Below are 14,114 nucleotides of genomic sequence, written 5' to 3' on the forward strand. Positions count from 1 at the left end.
CGCCGCATGCGCGCGCGGCCGGCGAACTGCAGCGCGCCGGTACGCAGTTCCGCGCCGCGGCCGACGCCGCGCGCGCGGCCGGGCGCCTGTCGGAAGAAGTGCGCTTGCTGGCCACCGCCGCCGAATGCTTCGACGAACTCGGCGATCGGTCGGCGCGCTTCGAGAGCCTGGCCCGGCGCGCGACGGCCGCCCTCGAAGCCTTGCCGCCGGCGCAGGCGATGGAGGCGGCCGAGGCGCTCGTCGAAGCCGCCGGCGACGACCGCGAGCTCGGCATCGCGCTGCGCCTGGTCGGCGCCTGCCACCTGAACGGCGCACGCTTCGAGCGCGCCGCGCCCGAGCTCGAGCGCGCGATCGAGTGCTCCGAGCGCGGCGGCGACATCGACAGCGCCTGCCATGCGCGCTACCTTCTCGCGCTGACCGTCGTGCAGACCCAGGGCGCCGCGCCGGCGCTCGAACGCATCGAGTCGCTGCTCGAATGGGCCGAGACACAGGCCGACATCGGCTTGCGCCACGCCTTCATCGCCGACCTCGCGATCCTGCTCGACCAGGCCGACCAGCGCCGGCGTGCGCGGCCGCATTTCGAACGCGCGCTGGCGCACTTCGACGCCGTGCGCGCGGTCGGCGACGCCGCGAGCACGCGCATGATGTTCGCGCGCAGCCTGGGTCTGCTCGGCGATCTGGCGCAGGCGCGTGTGCTGCTCGAGGCCGCCGAGCGCGAGCGCGAGGCCCTCTCCGAAGGCGGCGGCGGGCAGGGCATCGAGGCGCTCAACCTCGGCCGTGTCTATTGCGAGCTCGGCCACTACGGCGAAGCGCTGCGTCTGCTCGAGCCGACGCGGCAGCGGCTGGCCGAAGGCGGCGCGAGCGTCGTCGGCACCGCGATCGCGCTGGTGATCGCGCGCGTGCTGTTGCACCTGGGCCAGGGCGCGCGGGCGCAAGCGCTCTGCACGGAACCGGGCCCCGAGGCGCCGTTCCACCAGCGCGCGACCTGGCTCTGGACCTGCGCGCTGCTCGCGCTCGAGCGCCCGGCCGAGCGCGCGCGCCTGCTCGGCGACGCCGAGCGCGAGTTCGACCGCACCGACCTGCCGTTCGTGCGCCTGCCGATCCAGTTCGATCGCCTCGGCAGCGAGGCGACCGGTGATGCGGCCGGCGCTGCGGCGATCGCGGCCTGCCGCCTGCTGGTCAACGAGTGCGAGCGCCGCGAACTGCCGGCGCCGCAGATGCTCGGGCGCGCGCGGCTTGCCCAGCTGCTGCTCGCGCAGCGCGAGCTCGACACCGCGATCACCGTCGTGCACGGGCTGCAGGCCGATCTCGCGCACTGCCACCCGGTCGGCATGTACCTGCCCGAGCTGCACTGGATCTGCCATCGGGTCGCTCGCGAGGCGGGCGACGCGGCCTTCGCGGCGCGCTGCCTGGACGCCGCGGTGCGCTGGATCCGCGACACCGCGCTGCCGCATGTGCCCGCGCCGTATCGCGACAGCTTCGTCCGGCGCCAGCCGATCAACCGGCGCATCCTGGCGGCTGCGTCGTTGCTGTAGGAAGGCTGGGCGTAACGGGTCGGTAACGGCCTGCGCCTAGGCTTGCAGCGTGCGACAGGTGTTCGTCCGGCCTGTCGCCGTCGCAAGCCAACGAGGAGGCGAGCATGCGCCCAGCGGGCCGCGGAATCGTGCTGTCGGTCGCCACACTGGCGGTGGCGCTGGCCGGCGTCGGCCTCGCGCTGCTGTGGCCCCGCCGCTGCGCCGCCGCAGGCCTGTACTACCTCGACCACCGTGCGCAGCCGCGCGGGCCGATCGACCGGGGCCGCCTGCGCGCGATGCTCGCCGACGGCCGGCTCACGCCGGATGCGCCCGTCTCGCTCGACGGTTCGGACGATTGGCGCGCGGCGATCCACTGGATCGGACGTGGCCGCCACGACTGAGAAGGGAGAGCACCCCATGGATCCGCGAAGCACCTCGAAGTCCCGAAGCGCGGGCTGCGCCCTGATCGGCGCCGCGCTGCTCGCTCCGGCGTGGGCCCAGCAGCCCATGACGCCGTACGAACGCAGCATGCAGCAGCAACAGCTGTACGACCTGCAGCAGCAGAACGCCCGCCAGCAGCAGCAACTGCAACAGCAGAGTCAGGACCAGCTCTACAACGACGCCGCGCGCCAGCAGCAGGCGCGCCAGCAGGGCGACATCGCGCAGGGCCAGGCGGTGCTGCGCAGCTGGCAGCAGCGCCCGCCGCTGGCGGCGGACAAGAACCCGCTGCTGGGTCGCTGGAATTCGCTCGGCTCGGCCGGGGCGAAGCGCTCGGCGCCGGGGGTCAGCCCCGAGATGGCCCAGCTCGCCAACGCGCTGATCGGCGGCATCACCGGCGGCCTGTGCGATTCGATGCTCGGCCGCGGGCTGGTCGAGTTCCGGCCGAACGCGGTGGTCGCGATCGGCGCCGGCGGCCGCGAGCGTGTGATGTACCAGGCCGAGTATCGCGGCGGCGGGTCGCGCGTCGTCGTGCTGCCGCACGGCGCGACCTCGTTCACCCACATGATCATCGACTTCAACGGCCGCGATCAGGCGAGCGTCGCGGCGGTCGGCTGCGGGCTGACGCGCGTCGGCGGCGCGGCGGCGGGCGAAGGCGCCGCGCAACCGACCGATGTCGCGGCTGCGGTGGTGGGCGCGCAGTGGGAGTCGGCCGGCAGCAATCACGACGGCGACGGCTACTACCTCGCGCCGGCGACGATACGCCGCAGCGGCGACACCGTGAAGCTGTGGGACATGTACGACTTCAAGGTCGCGCACATGAGCGAAGGCAAGCCGATGCTGTCGATGCGCAGCCTGTGGCACTACGACTGCCGCGGCGCGCGCCGCCGCATGCTCGCCGCGACCGCCTATGCCGGGCACCTCGGCAAGGGCGCCGTCGTGGGCTCCGAGAACTTCGCGAACCCCGGCGCCTGGGAGCCGATCGGACCCGACGAAGGCTCCAGCCGGTACGTCCTGAAGCTGGCCTGTGCGCGGACCTGAGGTGCCGCGCGCTCAAGCCTGCAGCAGCAGGCCCTTGGTCTCGATGAACGCGACGACCTCGGCCAGGCCCTGGTTCGTCTTCAGGTTGCTCATCACGAACGGCCGGGCGCCGCGCATGCGCTTCGTGTCGGCCGCCATCACCTCGAGGTTCGCGCCGACGTACGGCGCGAGGTCGGTCTTGTTGATCACGAACAGGTCGCTCTTCGTGATCCCCGGCCCGCCCTTGCGCGGGATCTTCTCGCCGGCGGCGACATCGATCACGTAGATCGTCAGGTCGGAGAGTTCCGGGCTGAACGTTGCGGCGAGGTTGTCGCCGCCGCTCTCGATGAAGACGATGTCGGCATCCGGGAACTTCTCGAGCATCCGGTCGACCGCCTCGAGGTTGATCGATGCGTCTTCGCGGATCGCGGTGTGCGGGCAGCCGCCGGTCTCGACGCCCATGATGCGTTCGGCCTCGAGCGCGCCGGCGACCGTCAGCAGGCGCTGGTCTTCCTTCGTGTAGATGTCGTTCGTCACGACGACGAGGTCGTAGCGCTCGCGCATCGCCTTGCACAGCATCTCGACCAGCGTGGTCTTGCCCGAGCCGACCGGCCCGCCGACGCCGACCCGCAGCGGCGGCAATTTGCGGGTGCGGTTCGGGATGTGGTGCAGGGCAGTGCTCATCGCGCCGATTATCCCCGGTGCCGGCCGCTGTCATCGGCACGTCACCGGCTGGACACGACATCGTCACCGGGCGCGGCGACGATCCGGCCTCATGCAGCGCGACCTTCCTTCGATGGAACTGCCGCTCTCGTCAGGGCCCGGCGACGACGCGGACGATCCGTCGCCCGGCGGCAGCCTGCGCGTGCGCACGGTCTGGATTTCCGACCTGCACCTCGGCACGCCGGGCTGCCAGGCTGCGGCGCTGCTCGCGTTCCTGAAGCACGTCGAGTGCGAAACGCTCTACCTCGTCGGCGACATCATCGATGGCTGGCAGCTCAGGCGTGCGTGGTACTGGCCGCAGGCGCACAACGATGTCGTGCAGAAGCTGCTGCGCAAGGCGCGCAAGGGCACGCGCGTGATCTTCGTGCCGGGCAACCACGACGAGTTCGCGCGCAAGTACGTGCAGCACAACTTCGGCGGCGTCGAGGTCGTCGACGAATGGATCCACGAGACCGCCGACGGCCGCAAGCTCTGGGTCATCCACGGCGACCTGTTCGACGGCGTGATCCAGTGCGCGAAGTGGCTCGCGCATCTCGGCGACTCGATGTACGAGTTCACGCTGAAGCTGAATCGCCACCTGAACTCGCTGCGCGCGCGCCTCGGGCTGCCGTACTGGAGCCTGTCGAAGTACCTGAAGCTGAAGGTCAAGCGCGCGGTCAGCTACGTCAGCGATTTCGAGGTCGCGGTCGCGCGCGAGGCGAAGAAGCGCGGGCTGCAGGGCGTCGTCTGCGGCCACATCCACCACGCCGAGCTGCGCGAGATCGACGGCGTGCTGTACGCGAACGACGGCGACTGGGTCGAGAGCCTGACCGCGCTGATCGAGCATGCCGATGGGCGGCTCGAGATCTTCGACTGGCTGCAGCGCGCGCCGCGTGCCGGCGCCGAGCCGGCGCGCGACTTCGCGCCGGCCGCGTGGGCGCCGGCATCGTCCACCTGAAGGAGCCCGCATGAAGATCGTCATCGTGACCGACGCCTGGCTGCCGCAGGTCAACGGCGTCGTGACCACGCTGCTCGAGCTCGCGCGCGGCCTCGAGGCGCGCGGCCACGAGCTCGTGCTGATCGAGCCGTCGACCTTCAAGCGCTTCGCCTGCCCCGGCTATGCCGAGATCGAGCTCGCATGGCGGCCCGGCGCGAAGGTCGCGAAGCTCATCGACGACGCCGGCGCCGATGCGATCCACATCGCGACCGAAGGTCCGCTCGGCAGCGCCGCGCGCCGCCATTGCCTGCGCCGCAAGCTGGCGTTCACGACCGCGTTCCACACGCGCTTTCCCGACATCCTCGCGAAGGCGCTGCACCTGCCGGCGTCATGGGGCTATGCGTGGTTCCGGCGCTTTCACGCGCCGTCGTCCGGCGTGATGGTGCCGGCCGAGGGCATGCTGGCGATCCTGAAGCAGCACCGCTTCGAGCGCCTGCTGCGCTGGTCGCACGGCGTCGACCTGGGCCTGTTCAAGCCGGTCGAGCCGCTGCCGCTGGATCTGCCGCGGCCGGTCTTCCTGCACGTCGGCCGGATCTCGTACGAGAAGAACCTCGAGGCCTTTCTGCGCCTCGATCTGCCCGGCTCGAAACTCGTCTACGGCGTCGGCCCGCTGCTGCCGAAGCTGCGCGAGGCGTACCCGCAGGTGCATTGGCGCGGCGTCGTGCCGCGCGAGGCGCTGCCGGCGATCTACAGCGCGGCCGATGCCTTCGTGTTCCCCAGCCACAGCGAGACCTTCGGCCTCGTGATGCTCGAGGCGATGGCCTGCGGCACGCCGGTCGCCGCGTTTCCGGTCGCCGGGCCGCTGGACGTGATCGGCGACTCCGACGGCGGCGTGCTCGACGACGATCTCGCACGCGCCGCGCTGCAGGCGCTGCAGGTGCCGCGCGCCCGCGCCCGCGCCCGCGCGCTCGAGTTCGACTGGGAGCGCGTGTGCGACCAGTTCATCTCGTTCCTGGTGCCGGCGGGCGCGGTCGGGCGCGCCGCCGGGCCGCGATCGCAGGCGCTGCCGTCGTCGGCGCCATCCTGAAGCCGGGCCGGCGAGCGCGTTGGCGCGCTACTTCGGGCTCTTCGCGGCCGGCGCCGCGACGGTGGCGGCGGGGCGGCCGGTCTTCAGGCTCGGCACGCCGTTCATCGCCGCGAGAAACGCCTTGTCGCTCATCGCATTCAGCGCGCCGATGCCGGCGCGCAGTAACTCGCTCTTCTTGACCGGGCGGGCCAGGTTCGCGGCACGGACCTTCAGGGACTCGAGCACCGCGTATTCCGCCTTCGGGATCGTGAAGCTGTCGCGCACCAGCTTGTGCTTCGGCTTCGGTGCCGCGACCACCGGCGCGCTGGCCGCCGCCGGCGCTGCGGCCTTGGCCTTCGCCGCCGCGGGCGCCGCGACAACCTTTCGTGCCGGCGCGGCGGGCTTCGACGATTTCGACGCGGCGGTCGTTTTGCGCACGATCTTGCGGGTGGCCATGGGATGGGGTTTCCTTTTAACGGGGTATACCGTATAAACGGTTTATACCATAGGCCAACCGGCCGAACGAGACCGCAAACGGAGGCAGACATGCAAGCGACCCGATCCCCTTCCGACGAGATGCCGCACTCGGTCGGCGCGTTGATCGACACCGCTTTCGTCCGCAGTGCCGTGGCCGCCGCGAACGAACCGGCGGGCGCGCGGCCGGCGGTGGCGCCGTCGGCATGGCAGCGCGCTGCCGCCTGGGTGCAGGCCGCGCTGGCCCGCCTGACGGCGCCGCCCCGGTGACCTTCGACGTCGCGGGCCAGATCCGCGCGTTCAACGGCGGGCGCGACCCCGAGCGCCTGCAGCGCAAGTACGCGGCGATGCGCGCGAGCCCGTTCACCTTTCTGCGCGGCACCTGCCACCTCTTCTACGCGCGCATGGCGCGCGGCGGCGTGCACAAGTCGGCACCGCCGGTGTGGGTCTGCGGCGACCTGCACCTCGAGAACTTCGGCAGCTACAAGGGCGACAACCGGCTCGTCTACTTCGACATCAACGACTTCGACGAATCGGCGCTGGCGCCGGCGAGCTGGGATCTGGTGCGCTTCCTCGCCAGCGTGCAGGTCGGCGCCGCGACGCTGAAGGTCGGCGGGGCGAAGGCCCAGCGGCTGTGCGAGACCTTCATCGAGGCCTACGCCGACGCGCTCGCGCTGGGCAAGGCGTATTGGGTCGAGCGCGACACCGCGACCGGCCTCGTGCGCGACCTGCTCGACAACCTGCGCGGCCGCGAGCGCGCCGCGTTCATCGCCGAGCGCACGCACCTCGATGGCAAGAACCACCGGCTGAACACCGACGGCAAGAAGGCGCTGAAGGCGACGCGCGATCAGCGCCGGCGCGTCGTCGCGTTCATGCGCGAGTTCGCGAAGACGCAGCCCGAGCCATCGTTCTTCGAGGTGCTCGATGTCGCGCGCCGCATCGCCGGCACCGGCAGCCTGGGCGTCGAGCGCTACGTGATCCTGGTGCGCGGCAAGGGTTCTCCCGAGCGCCACTACCTGCTCGATCTGAAAGCGAGTTCGGCGACGTCGCTGGCACCGCGGCTGAAGCTCGTGCAGCCGAAGTTCGCATCGCACGCGGCGCGCGTCGTCGCGGTGCAGCGGCGCATGCAGGCGGTGCCGATGGACTTCCTGCATGCGGTCCGGTTCGGTGAGAACCCCGGCGTGCTGCGCGGCCTGCAGCCGAGCGAAGACCGGGTCGAACTGGCGCGTGCCGGCGGCGACATGCAGGTGCTCGGCCCGCTGCTCGCGGCGATGGGCCGCGCGGTCGGGTGGGCGCAGCTGCGCAGCGCCGGACAGGGCGGCTCGGCGAGTGTCGACGCGTTGATCGACTTCGGGCGCCGCAAGAAATGGCGCGCGCCGCTGCTTGCCGCATCGCGCGACTGCGCCGCGCAGGTGCTCGCCGATGCGGCGACCTACAACGATGCGTTCGACCGCGGCTTCTTCGATGCCTGAGACTGCCGCCTGAGCGCGACGCCGGACGAGGCCGTCAGCCGGCGATGCCGACCGTCAGCGCCAGCGCGTAGCCGGCGGCGATGCTGCCGGTGATCGTCGGCGTCTCGAGCGTGGCGCCGTCGCTGAACACGTTGTCGCTGGTCAGCGAGACCTGCGCGAAGTTTGCGATGCTGGCGCTGTAGCCGCTGCTCGCGAACACCGCGCTGCAGGCCTCCTGCGTCATCGCGATCTGCGTCGTCTTCGCGACGTGCGAGACGCTGGTCGCGAGCGCCAGGCTCGGATAGATCTCGACGTGGATGTGCGGCCAGCGGCCCGAGTAGCAGGCCGGAAAGATCGTCGTGAACGTGACATGGCCGCTGCTGTCGGTGACCTGCACGCCGCGCAGGTAGTTCTCGCCGGTGACGCCCGACGAATACAGCGAATAGCGGCCGGCCTCGTCGCAGTGCCAGATGTAGACCGCGTAGCCGGCCAGGCTCGCGCAGCTCGCGCTCGCGTTGACGAGCGTCAGCGTCACGGTCAGCGGCACGCCGGCCGCGACCCCGGTCGCGCCGGCGAAGCTGCTGCGGATGTCGCTGCGCACGATGCCGCTGAGCAGCAGCGCGTTCAGCGAGGTCGAGCCGTCGGCCGGGTAGGGACCGTTGGTCTCGGTCGGGATCACCGAGCAGCTCGTCGTCGACGGCGTGGTCGTCGTGGTGGTTGTGGTCGTCGTGGTCGATGCGGTGGCGGAACTGCCGGTCGAGGCGTCGCCGCCGCCGCCGCAGCCGAGCATCGGCAGCGTGCTCAAACCGGCGCCGGCACCGGCGGCCAGCCACAGCAGCGCGCGGCGGCGCTTCAGCAGTGTGCTTTGCAACGCGCTCAGGTCATGCGCGAGGCCGTGGTCGTGGTCGTCTGGCGTGGGCGGCTGGGGAAGAGGCTGAGGCATGGTCGGGCGCGAGGTTCGTGGCAACGACGCTCACTTTGCCGACCCGATGTGTCGGCGCTATAGCCGCTTTGTGTCGGCGCCGACACGGTTGTCACGCCCCTTCTCAGACGAGCGACAGCACGAGCTCGGCGCGCAGCCCGCCGCCGGCGCGGTTCGCGAGCGTCAGCCGGCCGCCGTTGCGCTGCGCCAGATCGCGCGCGATGTACAGGCCCAGGCCGCTGCCGGTCGCGGACGCACCGTCGCCGCCGCCGCGTTCAAGCCGCCGGAACGGCTCGAATGCCGATTCGAGCTGCTCGGCCGGGATGCCCGGGCCGTCGTCGTCGATCGCGACATGCACCGCGCCGGCCCGCAACTCGACCGACACCCGGGCCGTGCCGCCGTGATGCAGTGCATTGCCGATCAGGTTGCCGAGCACGCGGCGCAGTGCCGCGGGCTGCGCGAGCACGATCGCCGAGCCGGCCGGCGGCGTCGCCGCGACGCTCGCCGGCTCGCGCTGCTCGGCCAGGTCGTCGACGAGCGACTGCGCGAGCGCGGCGACGTCGACGCGTTCCGGCGCGGCGCTCGAATGCTGTTCGCGCATCATGCCGAGCACGCTGGCGATCAGCGCGTCCATCTCGTGCACGTCGGTGATGCAGCGCTCGGTCTGCGACTGGGAGCCTGGGCGGCGGAGAACGGGGCCCGCGCCGAGGCGAGTCGCGGCGCCAGACGAGGCGCCGGCGAGGCCGTGTGGCTTGGCCACACAACGAGCTGGCAACGACGGATGGCGCCGCGAATCGCCCCGGCCCAACGCGGGCCCCGTTCTCCGCCGCCCAGGCTCCTGGGCCTGCATCGTCTCGAGCCGCAGGCGCAGGCGCGCGAGCGGCGTGCGCAGGTCGTGCGAGATCGCGGCCATCAGCAGGCCTTGTGCGTCGAACTGCGCGTGCAGGCGCTGCGCCATCGTGTTGAAGACCTGCGCGGTCTGGCGCACTTCGAGCGTGCCGCGTCGCGCGTCGAGGGGCACGCCGCGCTGGCCTTGGCCGAGTGCGCGGCCGAGCGCCTCGGAGGCATCGGCGAGCCGGCGCATCGGCGTCGACAGCCAGCGCGCGCCGAACCATGCGACGACGCCGATCGCGAGAAAGCGGATGCCGTAGTCCAGCCACAGCGCAGCCGCGGGCAGCCCGCCGGGGCCGCCATCCGGCGCACCGGGCGGCGGGGGTCCGGGCGGACGATCCTGCGGCGAGCCCGGCGGTGGGCCTGGCGGCGGCCCGCGGCGTTCGGTCGAACCCGGCGGTTCGCCCATCGGCGGCAGCGACGGCAGCACGGGCAGCCGGCCGATCGCCGGTTCCCCGCCGCCGGGCGGCGCATGCACCTGGTTCGTCACGAGGAACGCGATCAGGTGGCTCGCGACCAGCCCGAACCACATCAGCAGGAACAGCCGCTTGAACAGCGTGTCGGCCCACCAGCGCTCGGCCCATCTCACGACGCCGCCTCCACGTCGGCATCGAACGCATAGCCCTCGCCGCGCACCGTGCGGATCAGCTCCGCGTCGCGCCCTGGGTCGGCGAGCTTCTGGCGCAGCCGCGAAACCGCGAGATCGATCGCGCGGTCGGTCACGTCGACACCGGGCGCGCGCGTCAGGTCGAGCAGGCGGTCGCGGCTCAGCACGCGCCGCGGGTGCTCGATGAACGCGACGAGCAGGCGGAACTCTGCGTTCGACAGCGCGACCATCACCTGCTGCGGCGAACGCAGCTGGCGGCCGAGGCGGTCGAGCGTCCAGCCCTCGAAGCGCAACGATGTCGCGGGTGCCTCGGTGCCCGCGGTGCCGCGCGGGCCGGCGCGGCGCAGCACCGCGTTGATCCGCGCGACCAGCTCGCGCGGCTCGAAGGGCTTGGGCAGATAGTCGTCGGCGCCGAGCTCCAGGCCGACGATGCGGCTCGCCGGATCGCCCTGCGCCGTCAGCATGATGATCGGCAGGCTCGAGGTGCGGCGCACCCAGCGGCACAGGTCGAGGCCGTTCGCGTCGGGCAGCATCAGGTCGAGCAGCAGCACGTCGAAGCGGTCGTCCGGCAGCATCTGGCGCAGCGCGGCGCCGCTCGCGACGGCCGTCACGCGCATGCCGTAGCGCTGCAGGTAGTCGGCGACGAGCGTGCGCAACTCGGTGTCGTCGTCGACGAGCAGGGCATGGGTCATCATGGGGCGACATCATGCGCGTTTGTGCGGCCCCGCGGCCTGGCACGGAGCATGCAGAATCGGCGGCTTCATTCGCCACCAGAGCCCATCCCATGAACCTGCGCCGTTCCGTCCTGCTCGCTGCTGCCTCTGTGCTCTTGCCGCTCTCCGCCCCTGCGCAGGAGGCGCTGCGCGTCGTGACCGACGCGACCTTCCCGCCGATGGAGTTCGTCAAGGACGGCAAGCGCACCGGCTTCGACATCGAGCTCGTCGAGGCGCTCGGCGTGGCGATGGGCCGCAAGATCGAGTGGATCGACATCGACTTCAAGGGCCTGATCCCGGCGCTGATCTCGAAGCGCGCCGATCTCGCGATGTCGGCGATCTACATCACCGACGAGCGCAAGAAGGTCGTCGACTTCAGCGACCCGTACTTCGCCGGCGGCCTGGTCGTGCTGACGACGAAATCCGGGCCGATCAAGTCGCTGAAGGATCTCGAGGGCCGGCGCGTCTCGGTGCAGGTCGGCACCAAGTCGGTCGGCTACCTGAAGGAGAACTACCCGAAGGTCGAGCGCGTCGAGGTCGAGAAGAACCAGGAGATGTTCAACCTGGTCGAAATCGGCCGCGCCGATGCGGCGGTCACCGGCAAGCCGGCCGCGAAGATCTTCGCGCAGGCCAAGCCCGCTCTGACCGTCCTCGCCGAACAGCTGACGACCGAGGACTACGGCATCGCGGTGCGCAAGGACGAGCCCGAGATCCGCGCCGCGGTGAATGCCGCGCTGAAGAAGATCAAGGCCGACGGCAGCTACGACAAGCTCGTGACCAAGTGGTTCGAATCGAGCAAATGAGGCGGCGAGTGCCGCGCTGATGGAATTCGATTTCTCGCCGGTCGCCGCCGGCTGGCCCGATCTGCTGCGCGGCGCGCGCGCGACGATCGAGGTCACCGCGGCGTCTCTCGGCCTGGGCTGCGTGCTGGGCCTCGCCGGCGGCCTGGGCCGGCTCGATGCGCGGCGCCGGCCGCTCTACGCGATCTGCAGCGCCTACGTGCTGCTGATCCGCGGCACGCCGTTGCTGGTGCAGCTGTTCCTGCTGTTCTTCGGGCTGCCGCAGTTCGGCATCGTGCTACCGGCGTTCGCGTGCGGCGTGATCGGCCTCGGCCTGTACTCCGGCGCCTACGTCTCGGAGATCGTGCGCGGTGCGATCCAGTCGATCGATCGCGGGCAGACGCTGGCCGCGCAATCGCTCGGCATGACACCGCGCCAGGCGATGCGCTTCGTGGTGCTGCCGCAGGCCCTGGTGCGCATGATCCCGCCGCTCGGCAACGAGTTCATCGCGCTGATCAAGAACTCGGCGCTGGTCTCGCTGCTGACGATCCACGACCTGATGCACGAGGGCCAGAAGATCATCGCGGTGTCGTACCGCTCGCTCGAGGTCTACCTCGCGGTCGCCGCGGTCTATCTCGTGCTGACCGGCTCGACCGCGTGGCTGCTGCGCCGCGTCGAGCACCGGCTCGGCGTCAGCCGGCGCTGAGCGGGCGCGGGCCGAACCGGGCGCCGCCGCCGGGCGGCGCTTGCAGCAGGTCCACGTAGGCGCCGGCGACCAGCTGCGCGGCGTCGATCTGCAGGCGCCGCAGCAGTTCGTGCGCGACGGCCTCGCCGTCCTCGGCGCGCTCGCCGTCACGCAGCACGACCTCGAGCTCCATGAAGTCGCCGAGGCCCGCGACGCGGTCGAGGTGCACGCGCGTGCGGCCGATGCGCAGCAGCGTGCGCTGCTTCACGACGCGTCCGCTGATGCCGAGTGCGCGTGCGAGCGCCGCGCGCAGCGCGTCCGGGTCGGCGACCGGCGTGATCGCGTAGTCCGAGGTCTTCGGGCCATCGGCATCGGGGCGCTCGTAGGCGATCAGCTCGCCGCGGCCGTCGGCGAATGCGCGCAGCTTCAGCCGACCGGTGCGGCAGGCGAAGAAGGTGTCGTCCTGCGCGATCTGCTCGGGCGCGCCGTCGGCGCAGGCGAGAGCCAGTGGCAGCAGGGCTTCGACACTGTCGATGCGGGCCTTGATCTCGACGTTGCGGGCCATCGCGATCAGGAGCGGAACAGCCGCGAGTACTGCATCTCGTGCTGCGCCGACAGGATCGCGAGCATCGGCGTGAAGGCCTGGCGCTCGCTGTCCATCAGCGCCGCGGCGTGCTCGACGGCCGCGGGAATCTCGCCGACCAGCGCCGCGAGGATGCGCTGGCCGGCGCTCTGTCCGAGCGGCACCGCCTTGAGCGCCGCCTGCACCATGTTCTCGGCCCAGCCGAACGCGAAGCTCAGCAAGGCGTCGCGCAGCGGCGCGCCGGTCTGCTGCGCCGCGAGCGCGAACGCGACCGGCCAGGTCGGCGCCGGCGCGAGCGCCTTCAGCTGCGCGACGCGGAGGCTGTCGATCGACTGCGGCGCGGCGCCGCGGTTCTTCAGCCACTCGACCATCGAGCGGCCCATCTGTTCGGTCTGCTGGCGCAGCTCGGCGCTTTCGCGCGTCGTCGTGACCCAGGCGTTGAGCCCGACGATCGTCTCGAGATCGGCGCGGCCCCAGGCCTTGAACGCCTTCGCGACGACCGCGAGATCGCTGCGCGCGAGGCTGAGCTGCAGCTGGTCGAGCAGCCAGGCGCGGGCCTGCGCTTCGTCGCGGACCAGGGCCGCGTCGACCGCCGCCTCGAGCGCTTCCGAGTAGCTGAAGCCGCCGACCGGAAGCGCCGGCGATGCCAGCCACATCAGCTGCAGCAGCGCGTTCGCGGACGCCGGCGGGGCGGGGCGACGCACGCGCGGCATCGGGCGATCAGTGCGCGTGGCCGTGACCGTGACCGTGGTCATGATCGTGATCATCCGCGTGGCCGTGACCGTGACCAGCGGCTGCATACGCACCGCTCTCGGGTTCGAAGGCCTCGTTCGCGTCGGCGACGATCAGGTGCATCTGGCGCAGCATCGCGGCGAGCACGTGGTCGGGTTCGAGCTTCAGGTGGTCGGGCTTCACCTCGAGCGGCACATGGCGATTGCCGAGGTGGTAGGCGGCGCGCAGCAGGTCGAACGGCGTGCCGTGCTGCGGGCACGCGGTGACCTTCAGCACCGGCTGCGGCGCGGCCTTCACGATCACCAGCGAGCCGTCCTCGGCGACGAGCACGTCGCCGCCGCGCACGACGCTGCCGCGCGGCAGGAACACGCCGAGCGCGCGGCCGAGCGAATCGGTGGCGTCGAAGCGGCTCTTCTGGCGCACGTCCCAGTCGAGTTCGACGTGCGCGGCGCGCTTGACGAGCACCGGTGCGAGGCCGGCGCCGCGCGCGATGAGTTTGCTGGCCTTGAGCATGGGTCGGTGTTCGGTTCGGTGGATCGGATCGTGTCCCGGCGGGACTGTACCGAAAGAAAGACCTTGCGCCGTGTGGGCGTTGCGGCG

At 71.6% G+C, this 14,114-nt stretch carries 16 protein-coding genes and 1 pseudogene; 9 read left to right on the forward strand and 8 right to left on the reverse strand.

The features are described 5' to 3' along the window. From AC1DTW_RS22705 to AC1DTW_RS22715, 3 genes are all read left to right on the forward strand, one after another. Positions 1 to 1,535: ATP-binding protein (locus AC1DTW_RS22705; protein WP_477983665.1), on the forward strand; the 1,535-nt coding region annotated here is incomplete at its 5' end. A 104-nt stretch (positions 1,536 to 1,639) separates the two neighbouring features. Beyond that, complete coding sequence (locus tag AC1DTW_RS22710) at positions 1,640 to 1,915, forward strand: DUF4339 domain-containing protein (RefSeq protein WP_477983666.1); 276 nt, start codon at positions 1,640 to 1,642, stop codon at positions 1,913 to 1,915. A 16-nt stretch (positions 1,916 to 1,931) separates the two neighbouring features. After that, complete coding sequence (locus AC1DTW_RS22715; protein WP_477983667.1) at positions 1,932 to 2,993, forward strand: surface-adhesin E family protein; 1,062 nt, start codon at positions 1,932 to 1,934, stop codon at positions 2,991 to 2,993. A gap of 12 nt (positions 2,994 to 3,005) precedes the next feature. On the opposite strand, the gene ureG is transcribed toward AC1DTW_RS22715, so the two are convergent. After that, positions 3,006 to 3,656 carry an urease accessory protein UreG gene (gene ureG / locus AC1DTW_RS22720; protein WP_477983668.1) on the reverse strand — a complete coding sequence of 217 codons (651 nt, stop codon included), beginning with the start codon at positions 3,654 to 3,656 and terminating at the stop codon, positions 3,006 to 3,008. A gap of 91 nt (positions 3,657 to 3,747) precedes the next feature. Here ureG and AC1DTW_RS22725 point away from each other — a divergent pair, with 91 nt between their 5' ends. Further along, entirely contained in the window at positions 3,748 to 4,632 is an 885-nt protein-coding gene (locus AC1DTW_RS22725) for a UDP-2,3-diacylglucosamine diphosphatase (RefSeq protein WP_477983669.1), read from the forward strand. 10 nt (positions 4,633 to 4,642) lie between these two features. Then, positions 4,643 to 5,698 carry a glycosyltransferase family 4 protein gene (locus AC1DTW_RS22730; protein WP_477983670.1) on the forward strand — a complete coding sequence of 352 codons (1,056 nt, stop codon included), beginning with the start codon at positions 4,643 to 4,645 and terminating at the stop codon, positions 5,696 to 5,698. Positions 5,699 to 5,725: 27 nt separating this feature from the next. Here the strand turns inward: AC1DTW_RS22730 and AC1DTW_RS22735 are convergent, their stop codons facing one another. Continuing rightward, positions 5,726 to 6,133: a hypothetical protein gene (locus AC1DTW_RS22735; protein ID WP_477983671.1), complete on the reverse strand. Its 408-nt coding sequence runs from the start codon at positions 6,131 to 6,133 to the stop codon at positions 5,726 to 5,728. Positions 6,134 to 6,223: 90 nt separating this feature from the next. Here AC1DTW_RS22735 and AC1DTW_RS22740 point away from each other — a divergent pair, with 90 nt between their 5' ends. Both AC1DTW_RS22740 and AC1DTW_RS22745 read left to right on the forward strand, forming a co-directional pair. Further along, entirely contained in the window at positions 6,224 to 6,421 is a 198-nt protein-coding gene (locus tag AC1DTW_RS22740) for a hypothetical protein (protein ID WP_477983672.1), read from the forward strand. Next, positions 6,418 to 7,623: a DUF2252 domain-containing protein gene (locus AC1DTW_RS22745; RefSeq protein ID WP_477983673.1), complete on the forward strand. Its 1,206-nt coding sequence runs from the start codon at positions 6,418 to 6,420 to the stop codon at positions 7,621 to 7,623. The genes AC1DTW_RS22740 and AC1DTW_RS22745 overlap by 4 nt, the downstream gene beginning before the upstream one ends. A 34-nt stretch (positions 7,624 to 7,657) precedes the next feature. Here AC1DTW_RS22745 and AC1DTW_RS22750 read toward each other — a convergent pair whose 3' ends face one another. The 3 genes from AC1DTW_RS22750 to AC1DTW_RS22760 form a co-directional block, all read right to left on the reverse strand. Then, positions 7,658 to 8,545 carry a dioxygenase family protein gene (locus AC1DTW_RS22750; RefSeq protein ID WP_477983674.1) on the reverse strand — a complete coding sequence of 296 codons (888 nt, stop codon included), beginning with the start codon at positions 8,543 to 8,545 and terminating at the stop codon, positions 7,658 to 7,660. Between the two features lie 103 nt (positions 8,546 to 8,648). Further along, positions 8,649 to 10,004, reverse strand: coding sequence for a sensor histidine kinase (locus AC1DTW_RS22755; protein WP_477983675.1), 1,356 nt, complete (start codon positions 10,002 to 10,004; stop codon positions 8,649 to 8,651). Next, the gene (locus AC1DTW_RS22760) at positions 10,001 to 10,717 is read right to left on the reverse strand and encodes a response regulator (RefSeq protein WP_477983676.1); all 717 of its coding nucleotides are present in this window, start codon (positions 10,715 to 10,717) and stop codon (positions 10,001 to 10,003) included. Before AC1DTW_RS22760 ends, AC1DTW_RS22755 begins: the two co-directional genes overlap by 4 nt. Before the next feature lie 89 nt (positions 10,718 to 10,806). Here AC1DTW_RS22760 and AC1DTW_RS22765 point away from each other — a divergent pair, with 89 nt between their 5' ends. Both AC1DTW_RS22765 and AC1DTW_RS22770 read left to right on the forward strand, forming a co-directional pair. Further along, positions 10,807 to 11,538: a transporter substrate-binding domain-containing protein gene (locus AC1DTW_RS22765; RefSeq protein WP_477983677.1), complete on the forward strand. Its 732-nt coding sequence runs from the start codon at positions 10,807 to 10,809 to the stop codon at positions 11,536 to 11,538. 19 nt (positions 11,539 to 11,557) lie between these two features. Further along, a complete protein-coding gene (locus tag AC1DTW_RS22770; protein ID WP_477983678.1) occupies positions 11,558 to 12,220 on the forward strand; it encodes an amino acid ABC transporter permease in 663 nt (220 codons plus the stop codon). Here the strand turns inward: AC1DTW_RS22770 and AC1DTW_RS22775 are convergent. From AC1DTW_RS22775 to ureE, 3 genes and pseudogenes are all read right to left on the reverse strand, one after another. Further along, positions 12,207 to 12,764 (reverse strand): class IV adenylate cyclase, encoded by a 558-nt coding sequence (locus tag AC1DTW_RS22775; RefSeq protein WP_477983679.1) that lies wholly within the window; start codon positions 12,762 to 12,764, stop codon positions 12,207 to 12,209. The genes AC1DTW_RS22770 and AC1DTW_RS22775 overlap by 14 nt on opposite strands. Positions 12,765 to 12,769: 5 nt before the next feature. Next, positions 12,770 to 13,495 carry an urease accessory protein UreF gene (locus tag AC1DTW_RS22780; RefSeq protein WP_477983730.1) on the reverse strand — a complete coding sequence of 242 codons (726 nt, stop codon included), beginning with the start codon at positions 13,493 to 13,495 and terminating at the stop codon, positions 12,770 to 12,772. Positions 13,496 to 13,505: 10 nt separating this feature from the next. Further along, positions 13,506 to 14,027: pseudogene (gene ureE / locus AC1DTW_RS22785) on the reverse strand (urease accessory protein UreE); the annotation flags it as partial. Between the last annotated feature and the right edge of the window lie 87 nt (positions 14,028 to 14,114).

This window comes from Rhizobacter sp. P5_A1 (assembly GCF_056400745.1).